This window comes from Kitasatospora sp. NPDC114501, assembly GCF_055633695.1.
This window is the reverse complement of the sequence record NZ_JBVKDS010000015.1, coordinates 48293-73434: the sequence shown is the minus strand read 5'-3', so window position 1 is coordinate 73434 and position 25142 is coordinate 48293. Positions and strand designations below refer to the sequence as shown.

At 72.8% G+C, this 25142-nt stretch carries 20 protein-coding genes, 1 tRNA gene, 1 other RNA gene and 1 riboswitch; of the genes, 4 read left to right on the top strand and 18 right to left on the bottom strand.

Features of this window, described 5'->3' with window-relative positions; translation table 11 throughout:
* The first annotated feature begins 255 nt into the window (after positions 1-255).
* Positions 256-1551, top strand: a complete 1296-nt coding sequence (locus ACZ7RU_RS26535) for a polysaccharide deacetylase family protein (protein WP_470343469.1) — start codon at positions 256-258, stop codon at positions 1549-1551.
* Between the two features lie 3 nt (positions 1552-1554).
* On the opposite strand, the gene ACZ7RU_RS26530 is transcribed toward ACZ7RU_RS26535, so the two are convergent.
* Together ACZ7RU_RS26530 and ACZ7RU_RS26525 are read right to left on the bottom strand one after the other, a co-directional pair.
* Complete coding sequence (locus ACZ7RU_RS26530) at positions 1555-2994, bottom strand: MFS transporter (protein WP_470343468.1); 1440 nt, start codon at positions 2992-2994, stop codon at positions 1555-1557.
* Between the two features lie 104 nt (positions 2995-3098).
* Entirely contained in the window at positions 3099-3413 is a 315-nt protein-coding gene (locus ACZ7RU_RS26525) for a DMT family transporter (RefSeq protein ID WP_470343467.1), read from the bottom strand.
* 44 nt (positions 3414-3457) lie between these two features.
* Positions 3458-3524, bottom strand: a riboswitch (guanidine-III (ykkC-III) riboswitch).
* An 85-nt stretch (positions 3525-3609) separates the two neighbouring features.
* Here ACZ7RU_RS26525 and ACZ7RU_RS26520 point away from each other — a divergent pair.
* Positions 3610-3681: transfer RNA gene (locus ACZ7RU_RS26520), tRNA-Cys, on the top strand.
* Positions 3682-3766: 85 nt separating this feature from the next.
* Here ACZ7RU_RS26520 and ACZ7RU_RS26515 read toward each other — a convergent pair.
* The 6 genes from ACZ7RU_RS26515 to ACZ7RU_RS26490 all read right to left on the bottom strand — a co-directional run bounded on the left by ACZ7RU_RS26515 (position 3767) and on the right by ACZ7RU_RS26490 (position 11183).
* Entirely contained in the window at positions 3767-6094 is a 2328-nt protein-coding gene (locus ACZ7RU_RS26515) for a xanthine dehydrogenase family protein molybdopterin-binding subunit (RefSeq protein ID WP_470343466.1), read from the bottom strand.
* Entirely contained in the window at positions 6091-7359 is a 1269-nt protein-coding gene (locus ACZ7RU_RS26510; RefSeq protein WP_470343465.1) for a (2Fe-2S)-binding protein, read from the bottom strand. The genes ACZ7RU_RS26515 and ACZ7RU_RS26510 overlap by 4 nt, the downstream gene beginning before the upstream one ends.
* Entirely contained in the window at positions 7356-8222 is an 867-nt protein-coding gene (locus tag ACZ7RU_RS26505) for an FAD binding domain-containing protein (protein WP_470343635.1), read from the bottom strand. Before ACZ7RU_RS26505 ends, ACZ7RU_RS26510 begins: the two co-directional genes overlap by 4 nt.
* Positions 8223-8533: 311 nt before the next feature.
* Positions 8534-10144 carry a beta-N-acetylhexosaminidase gene (locus ACZ7RU_RS26500; RefSeq protein WP_470343464.1) on the bottom strand — a complete coding sequence of 537 codons (1611 nt, stop codon included), beginning with the start codon at positions 10142-10144 and terminating at the stop codon, positions 8534-8536.
* A gap of 112 nt (positions 10145-10256) precedes the next feature.
* On the bottom strand, positions 10257-10535 hold the full coding sequence (locus tag ACZ7RU_RS26495) for a DUF3039 domain-containing protein (protein ID WP_470343463.1): 279 nt from the start codon (positions 10533-10535) through the stop codon (positions 10257-10259).
* Positions 10536-10598: 63 nt separating this feature from the next.
* Positions 10599-11183, bottom strand: a complete 585-nt coding sequence (locus ACZ7RU_RS26490) for a YqgE/AlgH family protein (RefSeq protein WP_470343462.1) — start codon at positions 11181-11183, stop codon at positions 10599-10601.
* Positions 11184-11488: 305 nt separating this feature from the next.
* On the opposite strand from ACZ7RU_RS26490, the gene murA reads away from it, so the two are divergent.
* Complete coding sequence (murA, locus tag ACZ7RU_RS26485; protein ID WP_470343461.1) at positions 11489-12829, top strand: UDP-N-acetylglucosamine 1-carboxyvinyltransferase; 1341 nt, start codon at positions 11489-11491, stop codon at positions 12827-12829.
* A 72-nt stretch (positions 12830-12901) separates the two neighbouring features.
* On the opposite strand, the gene ACZ7RU_RS26480 is transcribed toward murA, so the two are convergent.
* The 8 genes from ACZ7RU_RS26480 to ftsE form a co-directional block, all read right to left on the bottom strand.
* Entirely contained in the window at positions 12902-13186 is a 285-nt protein-coding gene (locus ACZ7RU_RS26480) for an HU family DNA-binding protein (protein WP_030242980.1), read from the bottom strand.
* Between the two features lie 508 nt (positions 13187-13694).
* Entirely contained in the window at positions 13695-15167 is a 1473-nt protein-coding gene (locus ACZ7RU_RS26475; protein ID WP_470343460.1) for an NAD-dependent malic enzyme, read from the bottom strand.
* A gap of 349 nt (positions 15168-15516) precedes the next feature.
* Positions 15517-17820, bottom strand: coding sequence for a HelD family protein (locus ACZ7RU_RS26470; protein ID WP_470343459.1), 2304 nt, complete (start codon positions 17818-17820; stop codon positions 15517-15519).
* A gap of 151 nt (positions 17821-17971) precedes the next feature.
* Positions 17972-18353, bottom strand: a transfer-messenger RNA (tmRNA) gene (gene ssrA, locus ACZ7RU_RS26465).
* A gap of 86 nt (positions 18354-18439) precedes the next feature.
* Complete coding sequence (smpB, locus tag ACZ7RU_RS26460) at positions 18440-18916, bottom strand: SsrA-binding protein SmpB (RefSeq protein ID WP_045695776.1); 477 nt, start codon at positions 18914-18916, stop codon at positions 18440-18442.
* 44 nt (positions 18917-18960) lie between these two features.
* Positions 18961-20097 carry a S41 family peptidase gene (locus ACZ7RU_RS26455; protein WP_470343458.1) on the bottom strand — a complete coding sequence of 379 codons (1137 nt, stop codon included), beginning with the start codon at positions 20095-20097 and terminating at the stop codon, positions 18961-18963.
* A 113-nt stretch (positions 20098-20210) separates the two neighbouring features.
* Positions 20211-21122, bottom strand: coding sequence for a permease-like cell division protein FtsX (gene ftsX / locus ACZ7RU_RS26450; protein ID WP_470343457.1), 912 nt, complete (start codon positions 21120-21122; stop codon positions 20211-20213).
* Between the two features lie 76 nt (positions 21123-21198).
* Positions 21199-21888 carry a cell division ATP-binding protein FtsE gene (gene ftsE / locus ACZ7RU_RS26445; protein WP_188307673.1) on the bottom strand — a complete coding sequence of 230 codons (690 nt, stop codon included), beginning with the start codon at positions 21886-21888 and terminating at the stop codon, positions 21199-21201.
* 351 nt (positions 21889-22239) lie between these two features.
* Here ftsE and ACZ7RU_RS26440 point away from each other — a divergent pair, with 351 nt between their 5' ends.
* Entirely contained in the window at positions 22240-22434 is a 195-nt protein-coding gene (locus ACZ7RU_RS26440; protein ID WP_470343456.1) for a hypothetical protein, read from the top strand.
* 99 nt (positions 22435-22533) lie between these two features.
* Here the strand turns inward: ACZ7RU_RS26440 and prfB are convergent, their stop codons facing one another.
* On the bottom strand, positions 22534-23646 hold the full coding sequence (gene prfB / locus ACZ7RU_RS26435) for a peptide chain release factor 2 (RefSeq protein ID WP_470343455.1): 1113 nt from the start codon (positions 23644-23646) through the stop codon (positions 22534-22536).
* A gap of 69 nt (positions 23647-23715) precedes the next feature.
* Positions 23716-24969: a serine/threonine-protein kinase gene (locus ACZ7RU_RS26430; protein WP_470343454.1), complete on the bottom strand. Its 1254-nt coding sequence runs from the start codon at positions 24967-24969 to the stop codon at positions 23716-23718.
* Positions 24970-25142 lie beyond the last annotated feature (173 nt).

The following is a 25142-nucleotide window of genomic DNA, read 5'->3' as shown; positions in this document are numbered from 1 at the left end:
GGCGTCCGGTCGCGGAGCGCGACGGACGCCTCCCGCATACGATCGCCGCGGGTGCACACCCGACACGACCTACCGACGGTTCAACGGACCCGATCGGTTGCGTCGTTCGAGCGATCACTCCCGACCGCGCGCTGTGCCTCTCCGACCGGCTCCTCCCCCGTGCCATGCTGACCCGGTTACGGGTTCCGTCATCCCACGCGCCCGACCGGACTCCGCACTCCCGCACGCCGCCCCCGCCCCACGAACGGAGTGACCATGGAAGCCCTCTCCCGCCGCACCCTGCTGACGGCCGGCGCCGCCACCGCCGCCGCCCTGGCGGCCGGCTGCGGCAGCAACCACGCCACCGGCGGGGAGCGGGCGCCGGGCACCGCCGTCCCGGCCACGGGCACGGCCGAGGAGCAGGCCGCTACCCCCACCCCGGCCCCGGTCCCCCAGCCGCAGGCCGTCCTGATCGGCGACGGCTCCACCTCGGACACCGGCGCGCAGCCGCACCAGCCCGTCCCCGAGAAGCTGGAGCCCGGCCGGCGTCCGCCGCAGTTCGTGGTCTTCTCCTGGGACGGCGCCGGCGAGCTCGACAACGGCCTGTTCGCCCGCTTCCGCCGGCTGGCCCAGGAGCACGACGCGAAGATGACCTTCTTCCTCAGCGGCCTCTACCTGCTGCCCGAGTCCAGGAAGGACCTCTACCGCCCGCCCCAGCACAAGGTCGGCGCCTCGGACATCGGCTACCTGAGCGACCAGCACATCCGCGCCACCCTGGAGAACGTGCACGCGGCCTGGCTGGAGGGCCACGAGATCGGGACCCACTTCAACGGCCACTTCTGCGGCTCCACCGGCGTCGGCAAGTGGTCCCCGGAGGACTGGGACAGCGAGATCCAGCAGGCGATGGACTTCGTCACGAACTGGCGCACCAACACCGGCTTCACCGACCTCCCGGCGCTGCCCTTCGACTACCGCAAGGAGCTGATCGGCAGCCGCACCCCCTGCCTGGAGGGCCAGCGCAACCTGCTGCCCACCGCGGTCAAGCGCGGCTGGCGCTACGACAGCAGCGGCAACGGCACCCAGGTGTGGCCGCAGAAGATCCAGGGCGGCGCGCTGTGGGACCTCCCGCTGCAGTCCATCCCGTTCCCCGGGCACACCTTCCAGGTGCTCTCGATGGACTACAACATCATGTACAACCAGTGCGGCCCCAACACCAAGGCCGACCCGGCGCTCCACCCCGGCTTCCAGGCCCAGGCCCGCGACGCCTACCTGATGGGCTTCGACCGCGCCTACAACGGCAACCGGGCGCCGTACGTGATCGGCAACCACTTCGAGGAGTGGAACGGCGGCATCTACATGAACGCCGTCGAGGACGCCCTCAAGGCCATCGCGGGCAAGCCGGAGGTCCGGCTGGTCTCCTTCCGGCAGCTGGTCGACTGGCTGGACGCCCAGGACCCGGCGGTGCTGCGCAAGCTCCAGACCCTCGCCCCGGGCCAGTCCCCGGCCGGCGGCTGGGAGACCTTCCTGGGCGCCCCGGCGGGGGCCGCGGCCACCGCCGCGGCCACCGGCTGACCGTCAGGTCCGGGGACGGACCCGGCCGGCCAGCAGCGCTCCCAGCAGCGACACCCCGGCCATCACCAGCAGGATCACCGCGAAGGCGCCGGGCGAACCGGCGCCTTCGGCCGATCCGTGGCCGGCCGCCGGGGCGCCGCCGCCCAGCGCCGCGAACAGCACCCCGGCCAGGCCGGTGAGCAGCACGTTGCCCAGCGCGTCGCTCATCTGCAACGCGGCCGAGTTGGCCCCGGAGTCCTCCGGCGCGGAGAGCTTCATCATCAGCACGCTGACGCTGGCGATGGACAGCCCCATCCCGACGCCGCCGATCCCCCAGGCCACCGAGGCCGCCCAGGCCGGCACCGCCGGAACCAGCACCAGCGCGGCGCCCGCGATCGCCAGCGCGGTCAGCAGGAAGCCGCCCCGGATCATCGCCGCGCGGTAGCGCTCCGCCCCCGGCCGGCCCTGTAGCCAGGAACCCAGGGCCCATGAGAGCCCGCCGCTGGTCAGCGTGAGCCCGGCCAGCGTCGGCGACAGGCCGCGCTGGGTGGTCATCATCAGCGGGATGAAGGCCTCGGCCGCGAAGAACGCCCCGGCCGCGACCCCGCGCAGCAGGATCACGGTCGGCAGCCCGCGCCCGGCCCGCAGGGTCCGCTTCGGCAGCAGCCCGAGGACGGCCGGCACCAGCAGCGCCGCCCCGGCGATCCCGGGGAGCAGGCCGGGCAGGTCGAGGCGCTGGCCCGCGTACTGCAGCAGGCCGGCGCCGAGCGCCGCCATCGCGGCCAGCAGGGTGCGCCGGCGGTCGAAGTCGGCGCCCTTGGGCAGCGGGTGCTCGCGCTCGGAGCGGGCCAGCGCCGGGCCCATCACGGCCAGCGGCAGTAGGATCAGCGCCGGTACGGCCAGGAACACCCAGCGCCAGCCCAGGTGCTGGGTGACCGCCCCGGCGACCAGCGGGCCGACGATCGAGGGCAGCACCCAGGCCGAGGAGAAGGCCGCGAACACCGACGGCCGCAGCCGCTCCGGATAGGCCCGGCCGACCACCACGTACAGCGCGACGATCACCAGCCCGCCGCCGAGGCCCTGGATCGACCGCCCGGCCACGAACACCCACATCCCGGGCGCCGTCCCGGCCACCACCAGGCCGACGCCGAAGACCGCGATGCCGGTGAACAGCGGCCGCAGCGGGCCGCGCCGGTCGCACCACTGGCCGGAGACGACCAGGGCGAACAGCGTGCTGGTGAAGTAGCCGGAGAAGGCGAAGGCGTACAGCCCGAGGCCGTCCAACTGGCGGGCCGCGGTCGGCATCGCGGTGTTGACGGCCGTCGCCTCGAAGGCGATCACCAGGACCACCGAGACGATCCCCAGCGTCAGCGCGCGGTAGCGGCCGCCGAGCACCCCGCCACCGGGGTCGTCGTCGAGGGGTATCGGTACGGAGTCGACCGTGGTGGAGGAGGCAGTGGTCATACGTAACATCGTAAGAGCCGTCCGCCTCGGTGACCCCTGACCCCGGTCGCGGATCGACTGGGTCCGCGGACGTAGGACCAGGGGGTCCGGACCGGACCCAGGGCTCAGTGCAGCACCTTGAGGCCCACCACGCCGGAGACGATCAGCAGCAGGCAGGCGATCCGGGCCATGGTCACCGCGTCCCCCAGGACGGCCATCCCGTAGACCGCGGTGCCGACCGCGCCGATGCCGACCCAGACGGCGTAGCCGGTGCCGATCGGAATGGTGCGCATCGCGTACGCCAGACCGCCCATGCTGAACAGCAGTGCGACGCCGAAGACGAGGCTGGGAACGAGCCGGGTGAAGCCCCTGGACGATTCCAGGGCGACCGCCCACACGGTCTCCAGAAAACCCGAGAGGATCAGAACGAGCCAGGCCATGACGGTGGTACCTCCGCAGTCCACAGCGGCCGGATCGCCGCTGAACTGCGCCGTCTTGTCGTCACCGGGTACGACGCGCTCGTCCGGGGTGGCGGAAATGCACGCCACCTGTCTCCGACGGTAGCACACACTGCCATACAGAATTTACAAAGGGCCATTGACCCCGCTCCCCCGGAGCGGCCACTATGAATTCACTGGCCGTGTGCCCGAGTGGCTTAGGGAACCGTCTGCAAAGCGGTACACGCGGGTTCGATTCCCGCCATGGCCTCACCGGAAAGGGAATTGCCGGTCGACTCCGAAAAGTCGGCCGGCAATTCCCTTTCGCTCTGTCCGGACGCTCCCGGGAGATCCGGTCAGGCCGTGACGGCGTCCTCCGCCCGGATCGGCAGCCGGCCGACCGGCAGGCCGGTGGCGGCGCGCACCGCCGCGGCGACGGCCGCCGGGGCGACCACCGCGGGGACGGCGCCGACCGCCTTGGCACCGAACGGGGCCACCACGTCGCGCTCCTCCAGCAGTGCGGCGATCCGCACCTCCGGGGTGTCCAGCGCGGTGGGCAGCCGGTAGCCGGTCAGCGAGGGGTTCTGCAGCACCCCGCCCTCCGTCCGCAGGTCCTCCAGCAGCGCCAGGCCCACGCCCTGGGCCACCCCCGCCTCGATCCGGTCCTCGATCTGGCGCGGGTTCAGCGCCCGGCCGACGTCCTGGGCGACCGTCATCTCGACCACCCGCACCGAGCCCAGCTCGATGTCCACGTCCACCACCGCGCGCATGGCGCAGAACGAGATGGAGACGAAGGCGTCGCCCTGCCCGGCCTCGTCCAGCGGTTCGGTGGGGTGCGGGCGGCACTGCGCGGTGGCCCACAGCTCCTTGCCCTCCAGCGCCTCGGCGACCGGCATGCCGAGCACCCCGTCGTACGAGGTGATCTTGCCGTCGGAGATCTGGAGCAGCTCCGCCGACATCCCGAAGTTCGCCGCGATCGGTTGAAGCAGCTGATGGCGGACCATCAGCGCGGCCCGCTCGACGGCGCCGCCGGAGACCCAGGTGTGCCGGCCGCGGGCGGACGGCCCGGCGATCGACTGGTCGCTGTCGGCCGGCGCGATGTAGACCTCGCTGACGCCCAGCACGGTCTGCACGATCTGCCGGGCCAGCGTGGCGAAGCCCTGCCCGGCGTCGACCGCCGCGCAGATCACCGTGGCGTGGTCGCCGCTGACCCGCACGGTCGCGGTCGAGACCTCGTCCTCGCCCTCGGCGCCCAGCATGTGCACCATGCCGACGGCGTAGCCGATGCCGCGCCGCACCGCCGCCGGGTCGCCCGCGCCGCCGGGCCCGCCGGGCAGCAGCCACTCGGCGTCCGGGTCGTCCACCGGCAGGGCCGGCAGCGGCTCGGCGGCGACGGCGTCCAGCAGCGCGCGCACCGGCGCCGGGCAGGTGACGGCCTGTCCGGTGGGCAGCGGGTCGCCGGTGGACATCGCGTTGCGGCGCCGGATCTCCACCGGGTCCACGCCGATCCGGGCCGCCAGCTGGTCCAGCTGCGACTCGTAGGCGAAGCAGGCCTGTAGGGCGCCCTCGCCGCGCATCCGGCCGGCCGGCGGGTTGTTGGTGCGCACCGCCCAGGCGTCCACGAAGACGTTCGGGCAGACGTACGGGCCGGCCGAGAAGGCCGTCGCGGCGGCCAGCGCCTCGGCGGAGACGTCCGCGTAGGCGCCGCCGTCCAGCAGGATCTGCGCCTCGACCTTCACCAGGGTGCCCTCGGCGTCCGCGTGGTGGCGGTAGCGCAGGAGCGCGGGGTGGCGCGAGGTGTGGGTGTGGAAGGACTCCTCGCGGGTGAGCGTCATCTTCACCGGGCGGCCGGTGCGCAGCGCCAGCAGGGCCAGGGTGACCTGGAACGAGATGTCCTCGCGGTCGGTGGTGGCGCCGGGCACGCCGGTGACCACCAGCCGGACCCGGTCCGGCTCCAGGCCGAGGCAGGCGGCGGTGCGGTCGCGGTCGCCGTGCGGATCGGTGGAGGACAGGTGCAGTTCGACGCCGCCGTCCGGGCGCGGTACGGCCAGCCCGGCCTCGGCGCCGAGCGGGGCCGGGTCCTGCCGGCCGACCTGGTAGAGGCCCTCGACGACGACCTCGCCGACCGCGTCCGGGTCCCCGGTGCGCAGCGGCAGGTGGCGGAACAGGTTGCCGTCCGGGTGCAGCGGCGGCGCGGTGAAGGCCTGCTCGGGGTCGGTGACGGCCTCCAGCGGCTCGTAGTCGACCGTGATCAGGCCGACCGCCAGCCGGGCGGTGTCCGGGTGGTCGGCGGCCACCGCGGCGATCGGCTCGCCGTGGTGGCGCACCACGCCGGAGGCCAGCACCGGCCGGTCGGCGACGATCGGCCCGGCCGGGGCGCCGTCGGCGGTGCCGTCCGGGCCGGGCGGCAGGTCCGCGGCGGTGACCACGGCGTGCACCCCGGGCAGTGCCAGCGCGGCCGAGGTGTCGATGCCGAGGATCCGGGCGTGCGGGTGCGGCGAGCGCAGCACGGCGCCCCACAGCAGGCCCTCGGCCCACAGGTCGGCCGCGTACGGGTAGATGCCGAGCGCCTTGGGCAGCGCGTCGCTGCGCAGCGGGGAGCTGCCCAGGCCGATCGGCTCCGGTGCGCCGCCCTCGCCGCCGTCCTGCTGGAGTGCTGCGCCGATGTCGGTAGGCGACGTCATGATGCGTGGTCGTCCTCGGGGAGCCGGATGCCGTGGGCGGGGGTGGCGCCGTACGGGGCACCGGCCGGGGCGCCGCCCTCGGCCGGGGCACCGTGCGGGTGCGGGGCGGCGTACGGGGTGCCGTGCGGCGGCGTGCCGTCGTAGGCGGCGCCGGGCAGCGGGGTTCCGTGCGCGGGGGTGGGTTCGTAGACCGGGGCGTCGTACCCGGTGTCGTAGCCGTTCTGCTGCTGGTGGCCGTCCGGGTAGGGCACGTAGGTGCCGTGCGCGGGGGTGGCCTGGTACGGCTGCTCGGGGTAGCCCTGGGGCGGGTAGTACACCTGGTCGTCGGCGGCCTGGGCGGGGACGGCGTCCCGGATCGGGGCCAGCACCGTGGTGTCGTACACGCCGCTGTCGTAGCCGTGGGGGTCGCCGTACGGCAGCCCGGCCGGGGCCTGCTCGACGCCCGGCGGCCCGGCGGCGTGCTGCTGCTCCGCGGGGTGGCCGGCCTGGTGGTGGGCCGGGTGCGCGGCCGGGTGGGGCTCGACGGGCTGCTGCGGGACGTGCTCGATCCAGGCCTCGGCGTCGGTGTAGACCGGCGGCTCGACGGCCTGCCCGGGCTCCACGGGCGGCTCGGCGGGCGGCTCGGCGGGCGGCTGCACGGCCTGCCCGGGCTCCACGGGCGCCTCCGCCGGCGGTTCGGCGGCGGCCTCGGCGGGCGCTGCGGCCTCCCCCTCGGCCTCCAGCGCGCGGGCGTCCGCGACGGTCTGGACGGCGGCCAGCACGCCCCGGTAGCCGGTGCAGCGGCAGAGGTTGCCGCACAGGGCCTGGCGGGCCTCCACGTCGGTGGGCCGGTGGTTGCGCTGGAGCAGGTCGTGCACGGCCATCGCCATGCCGGGGGTGCAGTAGCCGCACTGGACGGCGCCGGAGGCGGCCAGCGCCTGCTGGACGTCGCTCGCGCCGCCGGCGGCCGACAGGCCCTCGACGGTGTTGATCTCGCTGTCGGCGGCCAGCGCGGCCGGCACCAGGCAGCCGGCCACCAGCTGGCCGTCCACCTGCACCGAGCAGGCCCCGCACTCGCCCTGCTCGCAGCCGTCCTTGGCGCCGGCCAGGCCGAGCCGCTCGCGCAGCACGTAGAGCAGGCTCTCGCCGATCCAGGCGTCGGTGACGGGCCGTTCGAAACCGTTGACCCGCAGCGTGTACGAGGCGCACGGGCGCAGCTCGCGGCTGACCTGCGGGGAGAGGCCGAGCGGGTCGGCGTCCAGGGTCTCGATGGGGTCTGTGGTCACTTCAGCGCCCTTCCCAGTGCCCGTCGGGCCAGCACCGATACGGTACGCCGCAACCGGACGGCGGCCGCGGTCGGCCCCTCGGTCACGGCCTCCCAGGCGCCCTCGGCACCGTAGTTGTCGGGGACGCAGGCGGAGGCCGCGTACTCGCCGAAGGCGGCGGTCGCGGCCGGGTCGATCTCCCGGCCGCCGTCCCAGTCGATGCAGCCGGCCACCCAGGCCTCGGCCTCCAGCGGGCGCAGCGGGACCGGCGCGACGGCCCCGACGGCGCAGCGCACCGAGCGCCGGGCCGGGTCGAGGACGAGGGCGACGGAGGCGGTGGCGCGGGCCGGGCCGCTGCGGCCGGTGGCCTTGAGGAAGACCTGCGGGGCGTGCAGCAGCGGGACGCGCACCCAGGTGAGCAGTTCGCCCGGGCGCACCGGATCGAGCCCGGTGAGCAGGTGACTGACCGGCACCTCGCGGGTGCCCCCGGCCCGGGCCAGGGTGACGCTGGCCTCCAGCGCGGTGAGCACCGGGAGGGTGTCGCCGGCCGGCGCGGCGGTGACGATGTTCCCGCCGAGGGTGCCGACGTTGCGGACCTGCGGCGGGCCGGCGGTCCGGGCCGCGTCGGCCAGCGCGGGGATCAGCGCGGCGAAGTCGGGGCGGTCCATCCGGGCGTGGGTGAGTCCGGCGCCGAGTACGGCGGTGCCGCCGTCCTCGTAGCGCCAGCCGCGCAGTTCGGTGATCCGGCCGAGGCCGACCAGGGCGGCGGGGCGCAGTCGGCCGGCGTTGACGGCCTCCATCAGGTCGGTGGCTCCGGCCACCGGTACCGCGGCCGGGGCGGCGGCCAGCGCGTCGACGGCCTCGTCGAGGGAGGCCGGCAGCATGATCGTCCGGTTCACCTGGGTCCCACCGTGCTCCACTTGCTCATCGATCGCCTGCCGCCCGCCGGCCTTCGGCCGTGCTGTCCTGCGTCAGCAGCCCGGCCTGGCCCGTAGGGTACGGGCGATCGGGCCGGGTTGGGCAACTCTGGCACACAATGCTCGATGATCACTTCTGGGCCGGTGAACGGGGCTGCCCGATTGGGACCGATACCGGGCGGTATCTGCCCCGACCCGCTCCGGGCCAGGGCAGATGTTCATCAGTTCTTGACGTCGGATGACCGCTCAGAAGTTCCCGGTGAGTTCGACGACAGGCCCTAGCGGACCGGCGGCGGGCCCTCGATCGGTCGGCCGGCCACCCCGGGCCGGCGCTGCCACGGGTGTGGTCCGCCGGCCGGGCGGTACTCGACGCCGAGGGCGTCCAGCGCCCGCAGGTGCGTCGTCAGCCGCCGCTCGAAGCCGGCGAAGTCCCGCTCGGCCGGCTCGGCGGGCAGTTCGGACCAGGCGACCTCGGCGAAGGCGACCAATCGGGGGAAGGCCCGGTAGTCGAGGTCCCGGGCGCTGTCCATGAACTCGCTCCACAGGTTGGCCTGGGTGCCGATCACGCGCCGGGCGGCGGCCCCGTCCAGCTGCTGCGGGACCGGCTCGAACCGGTAGACGTCCTCCAGCGTGCGTACGAAGCCGACCGGGATCGGCTCGTCCGGCCCGTCCGCCTGCCGGTGGTCGAAGTAGACGTGCTGCTCGGGGCACATCACCACGTCGTGCCCGGCCTTCGCGGCGGCGATCCCGCCGCCGAAGCCGCGCCAGGAGGAGACGGCGGCGCCCGGGGCGAGCCCGCCCTCCAGGATCTCGTCCCAGCCGATCAGCCGGCGGCCGCGCTCGGCCAGCCAGCGGTCGAAGTGCCGGATGAGGTGGCTCTGCAGCTCGTCCTCGTTGGACAGGCCCAGCTCGCGGATCCGGGCCTGGGCGGCGGCGCTGTCCTTCCACTGCTCCTTGGGGCACTCGTCGCCGCCGAGGTGGATGAACTCGGACGGGAAGAGCTCCAGGACCTCCTCCAGCACGCCCTCGAAGAAGCGCAGGGTCTCCTCGGAGGCGTTGAGCACGTTGTGGCTCACCCCCCAGTCGGTCCAGACCCCGAGCGCGGCGGTGTCCACCACGTCGGTGTTGCCCAGCTCGGGGTAGGCGGCGACGGCGGCCTGGGTGTGGCCGGGCAGGTCGACCTCCGGGACGACGGTGACCCCGCGCGCGGCCGCGTAGGCGACGATCTCGCGCAGGTCGTCCTGGGTGTAGTAGCCGCCGTGCGGGCGGTCGTCGCGGCGCTGACCGGACCGGTAGCCGACCATCGAGCGCTCCCGCCAGGCGCCGCGCTCGGTCAGCCTCGGGTAGCGCTTGATCTCGACCCGCCAGCCCTGGTCGTCGGTCAGGTGCAGGTGCAGCACGTTGAGCTTGTGCGCGGCCAGCAGGTCGACGAAGCGCAGCACGTCCGACTTGGGCAGGAAGTGGCGGGCGACGTCGAGCAGCGCGCCGCGCCAGCCGAACCGGGGGGCGTCCGCGATGTCGACGCCGGGCAGCACCCAGCCCTCGCGGCGCAGCGGCGAGCGGCGGTAGGCGTCCGGCCCGAGCAGCTGCCGCAGGGTCTGCGCGCCCCACAGCGCGCCGGCCGGGCCGCCCGCGGCGAGCAGGGCGTGGCCGGGGCGCACCGTGATCCGGTACGCCTCGGCGGCGAGCGTCCCGTCCTGGACCAGTTCGATGCCCGCACCCGGCCGGCCCGGGCCGAGCGGCAGCCCGGTGGCGGCGGACAGGGTGGCCCGCAGCCAGCGCTCGGCGTCGGCCAGCGCGGGGGGTGCGGTCAGCGTGGTGGCGGCGTCGAGCGGATAGTCCTCGTCCGGGTGGCGGGCGGCACTCGAAGGTGCGGGAATGAGGTCCATTCCGACATCCTGCCCACGCCCCGGACGATTGGCATAGACCACCCGGCAAACCGGGTGCTATGCAAAACGGCGTTGCGCGGAGCGCCCCGGACTCCCGGCGGAGCGCCCCGGACTACTTGTTCTCGCCGTCGCCGCCCTGCGGCTTGCCGATGCCGTCGTAGATCTCCTTGCACATCGGGCAGACCGGGTACTTCTTCGGGTCGCGACCGGGCACCCAGACCTTGCCGCAGAGCGCCACCACGGGGGACCCGGAGAGCGCGCTCTCCATGATCTTGTCCTTCTGGACGTAGTGCGCGAAGCGCTCGTGGTCGCCGTCCCCGTTGGACACCTGCGGGACGGGCTCGACCAGGGTGCCGGTGCCGAGGCCGCGCTCGGGCTCAAGAGTGCTCATGGGTGCCAAGTCTATGGGGGCCTCCGGAAACCGGGCCAGTGTCGTGGCCCCGGGCCGGTCGGCTCAGTTCATCGTCGGGTCGTCCGGATAGGTCGCCAGCAGGGCGAGCGGCCCGCGCTGGCGGCGCAGCACCGCGCGCCACAGCCGCTCCGGCTCGGGGCTGGAGACGTCCCCGGGCTCGCAGTCCACCAGGTGCCAGGCGCCGGTCTCCAGCTCCGCCTCCAGCTGCCCCGGCGACCAGCCCGCGTACCCGGCGAAGATCCGCAGGCTGCCCAGCTCGCCGGCCATCACCTCGGGCGGCGCCTCCAGGTCCACCAGGCCGATCGCGCCGTGCACCCGGCGCCAGCCGAGCGGCTCCCCGGTGCCCGGCTCACCCGGCGCCACCGCGAGGCCGAGCGCCGAGTCCAGCGCCACCGGACCGCCCTGGAACACCACCGCCGGCTGTCCGACGAGTCTGTTCCAGCCGTCCAGCACACTGCCCACCTCGACCGGCGTCGGCCGGTTGAGGACCACGCCGAGCGCCCCCTCGGCGTCGTGGTCGAGGAGCAGCACCACCGCCCGCGCGAAGTTCGGGTCGGTGAGCAGGGGCGTCGCGACGAGCAGACGGCCGGTCTGGGACCGGCCTCCGTGCGAATGGGCCGCCGTCATGCCCACATGATCCCGCAGAACGGCACCGCTCGGACACCGCAACATGCCGAAACCCGCCACGCCGGACGAACACCCGTACGGCCGTACCGGAGGGCGGGCGCGGGCCCGGAGAGAGCACCATCACGGGAGAGGCTCACGGGAACCATCGGCACGCCCACTACCATCTACGTCTGGTGGACGCCTTTTCACGGTGCCGACTCGGTTTCGCCGGGGGCCCGAACGCGCCCGTTGACGACCGGTCCACCACCGGCTCTCTCCCGGAGCCCCTCCCCCCGACTCCTCTGGCACCCCGGATTGCGAGAACGATGACCGACGACGTCCTGCTGGTCCACGGCGGAAACCCGCTCGAAGGCGAGATCCGCGTCCGCGGAGCGAAGAACCTGGTGCCCAAGGCCATGGTCGCCGCCCTCCTCGGGCAGGGCCCCAGCAGACTGCGCAACGTCCCGGACATCCGCGACGTCAAGGTGGTCCGCGGCCTGCTGCAACTGCACGGCGTGACCGTGCGCACCGGCGACGAGGACGGCGAGCTGATCCTCGACCCCTCGCACGTCGAGAGCGCCAACGTCGCCGACATCGACGCGCACGCCGGCTCCTCGCGGATCCCGATCCTGTTCTGCGGCCCGCTGCTGCACCGCCTCGGCCACGCCTTCATCCCCGGCCTGGGCGGCTGCGACATCGGCGGCCGCCCGGTCGACTTCCACTTCGAGGTGCTGCGCCAGTTCGGCGCCACCATCGAGAAGCACCCGCAGGGCACCTACCTGGTCGCCCCGCAGCGGCTGCGCGGCACCAAGATCGAGCTGCCCTACCCCTCGGTCGGCGCGACCGAGCAGGTGCTGCTCACCGCCGTCCTCGCCGAGGGCGTCACCGAGCTGCGCAACGCGGCCATCGAGCCGGAGATCGTCGACCTGATCTGCGTGCTGCAGAAGATGGGCGCGATCATCACCCTGGGCACCGACCGGACGATCCTGATCACCGGCGTGGACGAGCTGAACGGCTACAACCACCGCGCGATCCCGGACCGGCTGGAGGCCGCCTCCTGGGCCTGCGCGGCGCTGGCCACCAAGGGCGACATCTACGTCCGCGGCGCCCGCCAGCTGGAGATGATGACCTTCCTGAACACCTTCCGGAAGGTCGGCGGCGCCTTCGAGGTGGACGACGAGGGCATCCGCTTCTGGCACCCGGGCGGCGAGCTCAAGGCGATCGCCCTGGAGACCGACGTGCACCCGGGCTTCCAGACCGACTGGCAGCAGCCGCTGGTGGTCGCGCTGACCCAGGCCGCCGGCCTGTCCATCGTCCACGAGACGGTGTACGAGTCGCGGCTGGGCTTCACCGGCGCGCTGAACCAGATGGGCGCGCACATCCAGCTCTACCGCGAGTGCCTGGGCGGCACCCCGTGCCGCTTCGGCGCCCGCAACTTCCTCCACTCCGCGGTGGTCTCCGGCCCGTCCAAGCTGATCGGCTCCGAGCTGGTCATCCCGGACCTGCGCGGCGGCTTCTCGTACCTGATCGCGGCGCTGGCGGCCGAGGGCACCTCGACCGTGCACGGCATCGACCTGATCAACCGCGGCTACGAGAACTTCATGGACAAGCTGCGCGACCTCGGCGCGCACGTCGAGCTGCCCGCCGAGCAGCTGGTCGACGCCTGACGGTCCGGCACGACGGCGAGAGGCCGGGCTCCCCAGCGGGGAGCCCGGCCTCTCGGGCGTTCAAGGGGTGGCTCAGGCAGCGCCCTTGGCGGCTTCCTTCAGCTTGGAGCCGGCGCTCACCTTGGCGCTGTAGCCCGCGGCGATCTGGATCGGCTCGCCGGTCTGCGGGTTGCGGGCGGTGCGGGCAGCGCGGTGGGTGCGCTCGAAGGTCAGGAAACCGGGGATGGTGACCTTCTCGTCGCCCTTGGCGACGACCTCGCCGACGATCTCGGCGAAAGCGGCCAGAACGGCGTCGGCGTCCTTGCGGGTCACCTCGGCGCGCTCGGACAGCGCGGCCACCAGCTCACTGCGGTTCATGTGTACTCCTGTGGTCTGTTCGCTTGCGGTGCGCGGGGGCCCATCGGTGCTCCCACCGGGGGGCACCCGGATAGGCCGCAGGTCCGCACACTGTGCTCATGCAGGCAATGCGTGGTCGCAGGCCGGGTCCGTACCCGATGCCGCGCGCCGGAGCCGTCGAAGGCCCACCTGCCCGCCTGGATACGAATCCTGCCCCGACCGGCCCCGAGAAAGCCAATCGGGCCCCGGCCGAGCCACCCGAACAACGCCCGCCCGTCGGAGGTGTGACGCTCCGTCGGCTCCGGCGGACCGGGAGCGGGCGGCGGTCGGGACGACACGCCGGAAGACCAGGGGGACGTTCCGTACTTGTCGGACACGCCTGCCCCGTGCAGAGCTACGGTACGCCCTACGACTGACAAGCCCAAACACGCCCCTCGCCCTTGTGTCGCAAGGGTTCGGGGCGGGCCTGGAGGGTATGACCACTATTCGCACATTTGAGCGACCTGCGACACGTCGCCCGATCCGGCCGTCAGAGCTTGACGGTGGGGAACGCGGCGGTGTCGAGGGTGCCGACGATGCCCGGGGTCGGACGGGACGGCGCGCGGTCGTCCTGGGGCCCCGCCAGGGCCGCCTCGCGCACCGCGGAGGCGACGGTCTTGGCGACGTCCTTGTGGAACACGCTCGGGATGATGTAGTTCGCGTTCAGCTCGTCGTCGGCCACGGTGGTCGCCAGCGCCCGGGCGGCGGCGATCATCATCTCGGTGTTGACGGTCCGGCTCTGGGCGTCCAGCAGGCCGCGGAAGACGCCCGGGAAGACCAGCACGTTGTTGATCTGGTTCGGGAAGTCGCTGCGGCCGGTGGCGACCACGGCGGCGGTCTGCCGGGCGATGGCCGGGTCGACCTCCGGGTCCGGGTTGGCCAGCGCGAAGACGATCGAGTCCTCGGCCATGGTGGCCAGGTCGTCGCCGTCCAGGACGTTCGGGGCCGAGACACCGATGAAGACGTCGGCGCCCGCCACGGCCTCCTTGAGGGTGCCGGTGCGGCCCGAGCGGTTGGTGTGCTCGGCGATCCAGCGCAGGCTGTCGTTGAGGTCCTCGCGGCCCAGGTGGACCACGCCGCGGACGTCCGCCACGGTGGCGTGCTCGACGCCGGCCGCCATCAGCAGCTTGAGGATCGCGGTGCCGGCGGCGCCGGCGCCCGACATCACCACGCGGATGTCGCCGATCCGCTTGCCGACCACCTTCAGCGCGTTGGTGAGGGCGGCCAGCACCACGATCGCGGTGCCGTGCTGGTCGTCGTGGAAGACCGGGATGTCCAGGGCCTCGCGCAGCCGGGCCTCGATCTCGAAGCAGCGCGGCGCGGAGATGTCCTCCAGGTTGATCCCGGCGAAGCCCGGGGCGATCGCCTTGACGATGGCGACGATCTCGTCGGTGTCCTGGGTGTCCAGGCAGAGCGGCCAGGCGTCGATCCCGGCGAAGCGCTTGAACAGGGCCGCCTTGCCCTCCATGACCGGCAGCGCGGCCTCCGGGCCGATGTTGCCCAGGCCCAGCACCGCCGAGCCGTCGGTGACCACGGCGACGCTGTTGCGCTTGATGGTCAGCCGGCGGGCGTCCTCGGGGTTCTCCGCGATCGCCATGCAGACCCGGGCGACGCCCGGGGTGTAGATCATGCTGAGGTCGTCACGGTTGCGGATCGGCAGCTTGGACGACATCTCGATCTTGCCGCCGAGGTGCATCAGGAAGGTGCGGTCCGAGACCTTGCCGATCGACACGCCGTCGATCGCGCGCAGCTTCTCGACGATCTCCTCGCCGTGCGCGACCGAGGAGGCCGCCACCGTGACGTCGATCCGCAGGGCCTCCAGGCCGGAGGCGGTGACGTCGAGGCCGGTCACCGACCCGCCGGAGGACTCCACGGCCGTGGTGATCGCACTGACGGCGTTGCTTTGGGCCGGAACCTCCAGCCGCACCGTGATCGAGTTGGAGACACTGGGCACCGTCGCCATCGACGCTTCCTTCTTCCGTCTGTCCCGCAGGCTCAACATTTTGTTGAAGGCATCGCCTGCGCATGCTAGGACTCGATCGTCGCACCTTCCAAGGGGAAGCCAGAAATAACGTTCATTGAGTGTGCGGACCCGACAAACCCGGCCGACGGCACCGGTCACCGCCGCTCACTCCTTGCCTCTCCCGGCCGATGCGTTACATTGGACGGGACACCGGCTCGATCCAAGCCCCCGGGCCCAACCTTCGTCCCTTCGAGGGACCACTTGCCGCGAGGCGAGCATGGCGGGTCGGTGTCGTCAACGTCTGAAGGCCCCTCACCATCCGGTGGGGGGCCTTCTTCCGTACGGACCGTCAGCCGTGCAGCAGCGCGGGCACACCGTCCGCGTCCGGCAGGTCGTCCGGGCCGGAGAGCACGGTCAGCCGCTGGGTCGCGCGGGTCAGCGCCACGTACAGCACCCGCAGGCCGGCCTCCGACTCGCCGGCGATGCCGGTCGGGTCGGCGACCACGGTCGCGTCGTACTCCAGGCCCTTGGCCTCCAGGCTGCCCAGCGTCACCACGCGCTCGCCCAGACCCTCGGCCCAGCCCGCCGCCTCGTCCCGGCGGTCCATCGGCACCACGATCGCCACGGTGCCGTCCACCTCGGCCAGCAGCCGCTCCAGCTCGGCCCGGGCGGCCTTGCCGAAGGCCTCCGGCGAGGGGTCGGCGGTGGCCGCGAAGCGCGGCTCCACGCCGACGTGGCGCACCGCGCTCGGCGACGGGGTGCCCGGCGCGGCCAGCGCCAGCACCTTGGCCGCGACCTCGGCGATCTCGGCCGGGTTGCGGTAGTTCACGGTCAGCGTGAAGCGGCGGCGCGGCTTGCCGGAGAGCACCTCGTCCATCGCGGCCTGGGCCTCCTGCGGGAACGGCCAGGAGGACTGCGCCGGGTCGCCGACGATCGTCCAGGTGGCCGTCCGGGACCGGCGGCCGATCATCCGCCACTGCATCGGGGTGAGGTCCTGTGCCTCGTCCACGATGATGTGCGCGTACTCCGTGCGCTCCACCGGCCGGCGGTCGCGCTGGCGGGCGCTGCGGTCGGCGAAGGTGGTGACCTCGTCCAGACCGCTCAGCAGGTCCACCGCGTCCACCTCGCGGATCTTCGGGCGGGCCGGCTCGCCGAGCAGCACCTGGAGCTCGTCGATCAGCGCGACGTCGTGCGCGGACAGCGCGCCCTCGCCCGCCGCCGACAGGTGGCGCCAGGAGGCGGCCAGCAGCCTGGCCTCGTCCGGGGTGACGGCGCGGCGGGCGATCCGGTTGGTGTGCCGGTGCTGGCGCAGCGTGGCGAGCACCCGGCGCGGGGTCAGCGCCGGCCACCAGGCGTCCAGGAAGTCCAGGAAGGACGCCTCGTCCGAGACGTACTCGTCGAAGGACTCCTTCTCCTCCTGGCGCTGCTCGCGGGCGTAGTGGTCGGCGGGCTTCGGCAGGTCCCTGGTGGCCTGCTGCCACAGGGCGTCCAGCAGCAGCCGGCGGGCGCGCGGGCGCAGCAGGTTCAGCGGGGTGCCGCCGGAGCCCACCACGTTGCCGCGCACGGCCTTCAGCCGGGAGGCGTCCAGCTTCAGCACCTCGCCGCGGGCGACCACCTTCAGCTCCTGCGGCGCGCCCAGCTCCAGGGCCGCGCGGGCGGCCCGGCGCAGCAGCTGCACCATCCGGGCCGAGCCCTTGACCCGGGCCGCCTCGGGGGTGTCGTAGGTGTCCGCCTCGACGCCGTCCACCAGCGAGCCGATCGCCCGGATGGCGACCTGGCCCTCCTCCCCCAGCGCGGGCAGCACGCCCTCGGTGTAGGAGACCAGCAGCGGGGTCGGCGAGACCACCAGGATGCCCCCGGCGTAGCGGCGGCGGTCCTGGTAGAGCAGGTAGGCGGCGCGGTGCAGGGCGACGGCGGTCTTGCCGGTGCCGGGGCCGCCGGTGACCAGGGTGGCGCCCGCGGCGGCGGCGCGGATCACCTCGTCCTGCTCCCGCTGGATGGAGGAGACGATGTCGCGCATCGAGTGGCTGCGGGCGCGGCCCAGCGAGGCCATCAGCGCGCCGTCGCCGACCACCGCCAGCTCCTCGCCGTCCAGGGTCGGGGTGAGGTCCGGGCGCAGCAGGTCGTCCTCGACGCCGATCACCTTGCGGCCCTTGGACCGGATGACGCGGCGGCGGATCACCCGGCCCGGTTCGACCGGGGTGGCCCGGTAGAACGGGGCGGCAGCGGGCGCGCGCCAGTCGATCACCAGCGGGCCGTACTCGGCGTCCAGCACCCCCAGCCGGCCGATGTGGAGGGTCTCGGCGACGGCCGGGTCGGCCGGGTCGAGCGGGGTGTTCGACGGGATCCCGTGCTCCTCCGGGGCGTCCGCCCGCTGGAGGTCGATCCGGCCGAACAGGAAGTCCTCGAACTCGTTGTTCAGACGCTGGAGGTGGGCGCCGGCCCGGTAGACCTGCGCGTCGCGTTCGGCGAGCGCGCCGGGAGTGCCGACCTGGACCCGTTTGGCGGCGTCCTCCAGGATGTACTCGGCCTCGGCGAGCTTCTCCTCCAACCGGTGGTAGACGGTGTCGAGGTGCTGCTGCTCACCGGCGATCTCGCGCGTGCGGACGGTCTCGTGGTCGGTGGCGGGGGTGGTGGGCGTGTTGCTCTGCATGGCCTCGGTGGTAGCGACGGAATCGGGCTCCGGAAAACGAGCGGACGGATGATCCTACGCCGCGACCCCCCGGCCGCGCTGCTCCGGAGCGGACAAAAGTCGAAGGCCGCCCTCCGCGGAGCGGAGGACGGCCTTCGACGTCAACATGGGGTGGTGGAGATGCCGGGAATCGAACCCGGGTCCAGTGGAGTTAATTCAGGGCTTCTCCGAGCGCAGTCCGCTGTGCTTTTCTCGGCCCTGGCGGTCACACGGACAAGCCGCCAACAGGCCCAGCTGCTGTTTGATTTCCCATCCGCCCTCGCAGCCCGGGCGGACGGTTGAGTTCCCTAGATTATGCCAGGGTCCGGGTCGGGAACTCCCCGGTCTGACACCCAAGCGCTATCGGTGCTTATTAGGCAGCGAGAGCGAACTGCTGGGAATCGCGCTTAGAGTTGGCGATTATTTTTTTGCGACACGTGGTTTACGAGATCATTGCCGCGTTCCTCGGCTCGCTTCCCCTGTTTCAACATCCCCTGTCGAAACCGATCATCCCCATGTTTTGTTGAGAAACAGCTCGGACGGTGAGCGTCCGTGTTGCTTGCGCCATAGTACGCGAGGCGACGGGCGAGGGTCCAGCGGATTAACCCTGGCGTCGGCGGGCCGCCGCCACCGCGCGGGCCGTCTCGCGGGTGTCCTGCTTCTCGCGCAGCGTCTGGCGCTTGTCGTACAGCTTCTTGCCGACGGCGAGCGCCAGTTCGAGCTTCACCCGGCCGTCCTTGAAGTACAGCGACAGCGGGACCAGGGTGTGGCCCGCGTCGCGGACCTTGGTCTCGATCTTGCGGATCTCCAGCTTGTGCAGCAGCAGCTTGCGCTTGCGCCGGGCCGCGTGGTTGGTCCACGTCCCCTGGGTGTACTCGGGGATGAAGACGTTGTCGATCCACGCCTCGTGGTTCTGGATGTACGCGTAGCCGTCGACCAGGTTGGCCCTCCCCTCGCGCAGCGACTTGACCTCGGTGCCGGTGAGCACGAGGCCGCACTCGTAGGTGTCGAGGATCGTGTACTCGTGTCGCGCCTTCTTGTTCTGCGCGATCAGCTTCTGTCCGGTTTCCTTTGCCATAGCCCGGTCATTCTCGCACTTCGACGCCCGATGGGGCAGCTGCTTTAGGCGCGGGTGCCGAGCCCGGCGAGGACCCGCAGGGCGAGCTCGTCGGCCTCCTCGCCCGAGCCGGCCTGGACGTCGGGGGTCAGACCGGTGCCGTCCGGGGAGCGTCCGGCCGGGGTGTAGTAGCGGCCGACGGTCAGCTCCAGCACGGCGCCGTCGGCGAGCCGGCTGGGCTGCTGGACGGTGCCCTTGCCGAAGGTCCGCGAGCCCACCACCACGGCGCGGCTGCGGTCCTGGAGGGCGCCGGCGAGCAGTTCGGCGGCGCTCATCGTGCCGCCGTCCACCAGCAGCACCAGCGGGGTGCGCTGGTCGCCGCCCGGCGGGGCGGTCAACTCCCTGGTCTCGCCGCGCTCCTGGTACGAGCCGACCGCTCCGCCGTCCAGGAAGATCCCGGCGGTGCCGGCCGCCTCGTCGACCAACCCGCCGGAGTTGCCGCGCAGATCGAGCACCACGCCGGTGTGCGGGGCGCGCAGCGCGGCGCGCACCTGGTCGGCCACGCCGCTGGTGAAGGCGCGCACGGTCACCCGCAGCACGCCCTTGCCCAACTGCTCGGCGGTGACCTGCCGGCTGTCCAGCAGGACGCGCCGCAGCCGCAGTTCGCGCTCGGCGCCCTCGCCGCGCCGGACCGCCAGGGTGACCTCGGAGCCCGCCCGGCGCTCCTCGCCCTGGCCGCGCAGCCGCGCGACCACCTCGGTGACCGGGAGGTGGTCGGCCTGGTCCTGGCCGATCCGCACCAGCCGGTCGCCGGGGGCGATCCCGGCCGCGGCGGCCGGGCCGCCCGGCGCGACCTGCGAGACCTCGGTGACGCCGTCCTGGCCGCGGCCGACCGACAGGCCGACGCCGGGGTACCGGCCGTCCAGGCCCTGGCTGAACTCGGCGTACTCCTGGGCGCTGTAGTACGCGCCCCAGCGGTCGCCGCCGGCCGCCAGCAGGTGCTCGGCCTGCTGCTCGGACAGGGCGGCGCCGGCCGGGTCGGCCGGGAGCCCGCCGGCGGCCCGGACGGTGTCGGCGGAGGGCCGGTGCGGCGGATCGCCCGGGTCGCCCCAGGCACCGGTCGCCGCGCCGGTCAGCAGCACGGCGCCGAACACCAGGCTGAGGGCGGCCACCTGGCGGGCCCTGCGCGGAGTTTGCAGCATGGCATCGGAGTGTAGACACCGGTCCGCGCGGGACGGGCCCGAACGGTGGACCGCGGAACGCCGACGGCCCCGGACGGCGCAGTGCCGTCCGGGGCCGTCGGGGCGTCCGGGGATCAGACCTTGAGGTACTTGCGCAGCGTGAAGAACGCCGCGACGCCGGCCATGCCCATACCCACCACGATCAGCAGCGGTATCACCGCGAGCACCGAGCCGAGGCCGATGAAGTGGATGAACTGCACCCGGTCGGCCAGCCAGTTCTGGACGAAGAAGTGCCCGCCGATCAGGAGTCCGGAGGCCATCATCGCGCCGAGCAGCGCCGAGAAGGCCGCCTCGGCGATGAAGGGCATCTGGACGTAGAAGTTCGAGGCACCGACCAGGCGCATGATCCCGGTTTCGCGCCGTCGGCTGTACGCCGACACCCGGACGGTGTTGACGATCAGCAGCAGCGCGACGAACAGCATCAGCACCATGATCACGAAGGCCGCCGTCTGGAGGCCGTTGAGCAGGCCGAACAGGTTCTCCAGGATCTTCCGCTGGTCCTCGACCGACTTGACGCCGGGCTTGCCGGCGAAGGCGCTCTGGATCACGTCGTACTTGGTCGGGTCGTTGAGCTTGACCCGCCAGGACTGCGGCATGGCGTCCGGGCCCAGGACGGAGATGAGCGGGTTGTCCGGGTTCATCTCCTTCCAGTGCTTGTACGCATCGGGGGAGCTCTCGTAGGTGGACGACTGGACCACCGAGGTCATCTTGTCCAGCTGGTCCTTGATGTCCTGGACCTGCTGGTCGGTGGCCGCACCCTTGTCGCACTGGGGCGAGTTGCGGGCGTCCGCCTTGGTGCAGAAGTAGATGCTCACCTCGACCTTGTCGTACCAGTACCCCTTCATGGAGTTCACCTGGTCGCGGACCAGGAGCGAGGAACCGGCGAGGGCGAGGGAGAGCGCGACGCTGACCACGACCGCGATGGTCATGGTCAGGTTGCGTCGGAGACCCACACCGATCTCCGACAGGACGAACTGGGCACGCATGCGGGAAACAACTCCAGGGTCGGTACTGCTCCGGGACTGGCGGTTCGGGCCGACGGCCCTACGGGTCAGCGCTGGGTCAGTGCTGGTACCCGTAGACGCCGCGGGCCTGGTCGCGGACCAGCAGCCCCTTGTCGAGCTCGATGACGCGCTTGCGCATCTGGTCGACGATGGCCTGGTCGTGGGTGGCCATCAGCACCGTGGTGCCGGTGCGGTTGATGCGGTCGAGCAGCTTCATGATGCCGACCGAGTTCTGCGGGTCGAGGTTGCCGGTGGGCTCGTCCGCGATGAGCAGCATCGGACGGTTCACGAAGGCGCGGGCGATCGCCACGCGCTGCTGCTCACCACCGGACAGCTCGCCCGGCATGCGGTCCTCCTTGCCGCCGAGGCCGACCAGCTCCAGCACCTCGGGCACCACCTTGCCGATGGCGCTCTTGGGCTTGCCGATCACCTCCAGGGCGAAGGCGACGTTCTGCGCGACCGTCTTGTTCGGCAGCAGGCGGAAGTCCTGGAAGACGGTGCCCAGCTGGCGGCGCATGTGCGGCACCTTCCAGTTGGACAGCTTGCCGAGGTCCTTGCCCAGCACGTGCACGGCGCCCGTGGAGGGGCGCTCCTCGCGCAGGCACAGGCGCAGGAAGGTGGACTTCCCCGAGCCGGACGAGCCGACCAGGAAGACGAACTCACCCTTCTCGATCTCCAGCGAGACGTTGTCCAGGGCGGGACGATTCTGCTTGGGATAGGTCTTGGAGACGTTGTCGAATCTGATCACGGCTGCATCACGGAGGCCATCCTAGGCGGCGCCAGTCCTCGGTCGGTCCGCCCCGGAGGCCCGGTCCATGGGCGGGCGACGGGAACGCAGAGGGCCGCTCCCGGACTGGGACCATACGCGAATCGGGAACTGGCCCGCAGGGCCCGCCCGTGACAACGGCCACCCCTTGGGGGAGAATGTCCGCTTATGCCCCGAATATTGGGAGGCATCTCACAGCCCGGGAGCCGGAACCGCCGGAACCTGGCAGAGTGGAGGGGGCGACCGTGTCACGGCCGCTCCCCCCGTACAGGGCAGTGCGTGGAACCAAAGCCCCGTCCGGTGCGTTGGCTGTAGCAGCAAGGAGGAGATCGCATGACCTGCGACCATCTGGTGTGCGCCAACTGCAACGGCCGCGTCAGCGACGGGCGTTGCCCGGTGTGCCGGGCCAACCGCGCCCGGATGCAGGAGCAGCAGGGGCCGTTCGCCGCGCTCTCCCCCGCGATGCTGCTGGCCGTGCTGGCCGGGCTGCTCGCGGTGGCGCTGATCGCCCGGCAGGCACTGGCCTGATCCCCACGAGACGTGACGAGAAGGCCCCCGACCACTGCGGTCGGGGGCCTTCTGCGGTGTTCGGCGCCCAATCGGCGCCGTGCCTACTCGGCGCGGTGCCTACTCGGCGCTGGTCTCGCGCTGCTTGCGCCAGCGGATGCCGGCCTCGATGAATCCGTCGATGTCGCCGTCCAGCACGGCCTGCGGGTTGCCGGCCTCGTACGCGGTGCGGACGTCCTTCACCATCTGGTACGGGTGCAGCACGTAGGAGCGCATCTGGTTGCCCCAGGAGCTTCCGCTGTCCTTGAGCGCGTCCATCGCCGCCTTCTCCTCCTGGCGGCGCCGCTCCAGCAGCTTGGCCTGGAGGACGTTCATCGCGGACGCCTTGTTCTGGATCTGCGAGCGCTCGTTCTGGCAGGAGACCACGATGCCGGTCGGGAGGTGGGTGATGCGCACCGCCGAGTCGGTGGTGTTGACGCCCTGGCCGCCGGGGCCGGAGGCGCGGTAGACGTCCACCCGCAGGTCGCCCTCGTCGATGTCGACGTGGTCGGACTGCTCGACGACCGGGAGGACCTCGACGCCGGCGAAGGAGGTCTGCCGGCGGCCCTGGTTGTCGAACGGCGAGATGCGGACCAGGCGGTGGGTTCCCTGCTCGACCGAGAGGGTGCCGTAGGCGTACGGCGCCTTCACGGTGAAGGTCGCGGACTTGATGCCGGCCTCTTCGGCGTACGAGGTGTCGTACACCTCGGTGGGGTACCCGTGCCGCTCGGCCCAGCGCAGGTACATGCGCATGAGCTGCTCGGCGAAGTCGGCGGCGTCCACGCCACCGGCCTCGGCACGGATGTTGATCAGCGCCTCGCGGGCGTCGTACTCGCCGGAGAGGAGGGTGCGGACCTCCAGCTCCTCGACGGCCTTCTGCAGCGAGACCAGCTCGGCCTCGGCCTCGACGCGGGTGTCCGCGTCGTCCTCGGACTCGGCCAGCTCGAACATCACGCCCAGGTCGTCGATGCGGCTGCGGAGGCCCTCGACGCGGCGCAGTTCGCCCTGGAGGAAGGAGAGCCGGCTGGTCACCTTCTGCGCGTTCGCGACGTCGTCCCACAGGGTGGGGGCGGCTGCCTCCTCCTCCAGGACCGCGATGTCGGCCCGGATCTTGTCCAGGTCGATGACGGCCTCGATCGACCCCATGGTCGTATCGAGGTTCTTGAGCTCTTCGGAAGGATCGACGGCTGCCACGCCCCCAGGGTAATGGTTCCGGGAGTGGTCATGACGACACCCCCGGTTCCCCCGGCGTCACGACGGCGGTCAGGGAGCCCGCGGGGCCGTGCCCGAGACCGCCGGGCGGGTGTGCTGAGCGCCGTCCGGGACGGTGGCCGCGAAGGCCGTCCAGGCCGCGGCGGCGCCCGCCAGCAGCAGCACGGTGGCGATCAGGACGGCCAGCAGCCGGCGGCGGCGCAGCAGCGCCTGGCGGTCCCGGCGGTGGCCCGGGGCGGCGCGCTGGGCGCGGGACTCGAGGGCGTAGGCGGCCAGCTCGTCGGCGGACGGGCGGCGCAGGCTGGTGTGGGTGTCCCGGGTGGAGTCCGGGACGGCGCCGGGCACCAGCGGCACGGCCGGGCCGCGGCGGCGCTTGTGGGTGCCGGGGCCGGCGTCGATCTCGGCGTAGACGGCCTCGCCGGGGGTCAGCTGCTCCTCGGCCGGGGCCCGGCCCTGGACGGGCACGGCGAGCACCGGCAGACCGGCCAGCGAGGGCAGCTGCTCGCGCAGCCGGGCCGCCAGCTCGGCGGCGCGCAGCCGGGAGGCCGGGGCCTTGGCCAGGCACTCGGAGATGATCCGCCACAGCCCGTCCGGCAGACCGGGGATCGGCGGCACCTGCTCGGTGACGTGGCGGCGCAGCACCGCGCCGGTGTGGCCGCCGCCGAACGGGGTGGAGCCGGCCAGCAGCTCGTACAGCACGGTGGCGAGGGCGTAGATGTCGACGGCGGCGCGCGGCTCCAGGCCCTCGATGATCTCGGGGGCGAGGTAGTCGGGGGTGCCGATGATCCGGGTGGCCCGGGTGCGGCGGGGGGCGTCGACCAGGCGGGCCACGCCGAAGTCGGTGAGCTTGGCGCGCGGGGCGCCGCCCGGGCCGGGGGCGGCGGCGAGGTCGAGCAGGACGTTCTCCGGCTTGACGTCGCGGTGGACGATCCCGGCCGCGTGCGCGGCGGCGAGGCCGTCGGCCACGTCGGCGATGATCGAGGCGGCGGTCTGCGGCGGCAGCGCGCCGTCCCGCTCCAGCCGGGAGCGCAGGTCGGTGCCCTGGACCAGCTCCATCACCAGGGCGAGGTCGCTGCCGTCCACCACCATGTCGCGCACGCCGACCACCCGGGGGTGGTCGAGGCTGGTCAGCGCGGTGCGCTCCTGGACGAAGCGGCCGACCAGCACCTGGTCGGCGGCGAGGTCCTCGCGCAGCAGCTTGACCGCCACCGGGCCGTCCGGGCCCTCACCGAGCCAGACCGTCCCGGCCGAACCCCGGCCGATCACCTGGTGGACGGTGTACCGGCTGCCGATCTTGCGTGCCAATGCTGCTCCGTGGGCGGCGCGGGAGCGCTCCGGGGGTCCGGCGCGCTCGGTGGGGCGGGACAACAGCGACCAACCTACGCGCCCGGAGGCCCTGCGCGGGCCGCCTGAGGGGCCCTGGGCGGGACTCCCGGCCGAGAAATCTCGCGAATTGTCGACATAGCGTCAATATCGCC

What these genes read in the sequence shown, in the direction of transcription:
- ACZ7RU_RS26515 (WP_470343466.1), bottom strand. Translation starts at nt 6,094, where the DNA reads ATGACGTCGCCTACCGACATCGGCGCAGCACTCCAGCAGGACGGCGGC.
- ACZ7RU_RS26495 (WP_470343463.1), bottom strand. Translation starts at nt 10,535, where the DNA reads ATGAGCACTCTTGAGCCCGAGCGCGGCCTCGGCACCGGCACCCTGGTC.
- ACZ7RU_RS26470 (WP_470343459.1), bottom strand. Translation starts at nt 17,820, where the DNA reads ATGCAGAGCAACACGCCCACCACCCCCGCCACCGACCACGAGACCGTC.
- ACZ7RU_RS26500 (WP_470343464.1), bottom strand. Translation starts at nt 10,144, where the DNA reads ATGGACCTCATTCCCGCACCTTCGAGTGCCGCCCGCCACCCGGACGAG.
- ACZ7RU_RS26455 (WP_470343458.1), bottom strand. Translation starts at nt 20,097, where the DNA reads ATGCTGCAAACTCCGCGCAGGGCCCGCCAGGTGGCCGCCCTCAGCCTG.
- ACZ7RU_RS26525 (WP_470343467.1), bottom strand. Translation starts at nt 3,413, where the DNA reads ATGGCCTGGCTCGTTCTGATCCTCTCGGGTTTTCTGGAGACCGTGTGG.
- ACZ7RU_RS26490 (WP_470343462.1), bottom strand. Translation starts at nt 11,183, where the DNA reads ATGACGGCGGCCCATTCGCACGGAGGCCGGTCCCAGACCGGCCGTCTG.
- murA (WP_470343461.1), top strand. Translation starts at nt 11,489, where the DNA reads ATGACCGACGACGTCCTGCTGGTCCACGGCGGAAACCCGCTCGAAGGC.
- ACZ7RU_RS26475 (WP_470343460.1), bottom strand. Translation starts at nt 15,167, where the DNA reads ATGGCGACGGTGCCCAGTGTCTCCAACTCGATCACGGTGCGGCTGGAG.
- ACZ7RU_RS26440 (WP_470343456.1), top strand. Translation starts at nt 22,240, where the DNA reads ATGACCTGCGACCATCTGGTGTGCGCCAACTGCAACGGCCGCGTCAGC.
- ACZ7RU_RS26505 (WP_470343635.1), bottom strand. Translation starts at nt 8,222, where the DNA reads ATGCTGCCGGCCTCCCTCGACGAGGCCGTCGACGCGCTGGCCGCCGCC.
- smpB (WP_045695776.1), bottom strand. Translation starts at nt 18,916, where the DNA reads ATGGCAAAGGAAACCGGACAGAAGCTGATCGCGCAGAACAAGAAGGCG.
- ACZ7RU_RS26530 (WP_470343468.1), bottom strand. Translation starts at nt 2,994, where the DNA reads ATGACCACTGCCTCCTCCACCACGGTCGACTCCGTACCGATACCCCTC.
- ACZ7RU_RS26480 (WP_030242980.1), bottom strand. Translation starts at nt 13,186, where the DNA reads ATGAACCGCAGTGAGCTGGTGGCCGCGCTGTCCGAGCGCGCCGAGGTG.
- ftsX (WP_470343457.1), bottom strand. Translation starts at nt 21,122, where the DNA reads ATGCGTGCCCAGTTCGTCCTGTCGGAGATCGGTGTGGGTCTCCGACGC.
- ACZ7RU_RS26535 (WP_470343469.1), top strand. Translation starts at nt 256, where the DNA reads ATGGAAGCCCTCTCCCGCCGCACCCTGCTGACGGCCGGCGCCGCCACC.